This is a genomic window from Paracoccus sp. UBA5162 (genome assembly GCF_002413585.1).
GTDB lineage: Bacteria > Pseudomonadota > Alphaproteobacteria > Rhodobacterales > Rhodobacteraceae > Paracoccus.
In genome coordinates, this window is the sequence record NZ_DHXG01000025.1 from 13,581 (window position 1) to 14,759 (window position 1,179).

Consider the following 1,179-nt stretch of genomic DNA (forward strand, 5'->3'; position numbering starts at 1 on the left):
GACCGGCGAGGGCAAGACCCTGGTTGCCACCTTCCCCGCCTATCTGAACGCGCTGTCCGGCAAGGGCGTCCATATCGTCACCGTCAACGACTACCTGGCCAAGCGCGATGCCGAATGGATGAGCAAGGTCTTTGCCCATCTGGGCATGACCACCGGTGTCGTCTATCCCTTCCAGCCCGAACCCGAAAAGCGCGACGCATACGCCGCCGACGTCACCTATGCGACGAACAACGAACTGGGCTTTGATTATCTGCGCGACAACATGAAGGGCTCGGTCGCGGAAATGGTCCAGCGCGGTCACAATTTCGCCATCGTGGACGAGGTCGATTCGATCCTGATCGACGAGGCGCGGACACCGCTGATCATCTCGGGGCCGTCGCAGGACCGAAGCGAACTGTATCGCGTGCTGGACAAATACATCCCGTTGCTGACCGAGGAACATTACAAGCTGGACGAAAAGACCCGCAATGCGACCTTCACCGAGGAAGGCAACGAATTGCTGGAACAGAAACTGTCGGAAGACGGTGTTCTGCCCGAGGGCCAGACCCTCTATGACCCCGAATCCACCACCATCGTCCACCATGCCAGCCAGGCCCTGCGCGCCCACAAGCTGTTTCTGAAGGACCAGCATTACATGGTTCGCGACGGCGAGGTGATGCTGATCGACGAATTCACCGGCCGGATGATGAAGGGCCGCCGCCTGTCGGACGGGCTGCATCAGGCGATCGAGGCCAAGGAGGGCGTCGAGATTCAGCCCGAGAACGTGACCCTGGCCAGCGTCACCTTCCAGAACTATTTCCGCCTTTATGACAAGCTGGCCGGCATGACCGGCACCGCCAGCACCGAGGCCGACGAATTCGCCGAAATCTACAAGCTGGGCGTGGTCGAGGTGCCCACCAACCGGCCGATCCAGCGCCTCGACGAACATGATCGCGTCTATCGCAGCGCGACCGAGAAATACGGCGCCGTGATCGAGGCGATCAAGGAGGCCCATGACAAGGGCCAGCCGACGCTGGTCGGCACCACAAGCATCGAGAAATCCGAGATGCTGTCGGCGCTGCTGCAAAAGGACGGCATCCCCCACAACGTCCTGAACGCCCGCCAGCACGAGGCCGAGGCGCAGATCGTCGCCGATGCCGGCAAGCCCGGCACCGTCACCATCGCCACCAACATGGCCGG

The 1,179-nt window shown here is 61.7% G+C and carries 1 pseudogene; it reads left to right on the forward strand.

The window, feature by feature from the left end:
- Positions 1-1,179: pseudogene (locus B4A72_RS03300) on the forward strand (preprotein translocase subunit SecA); the annotation flags it as partial.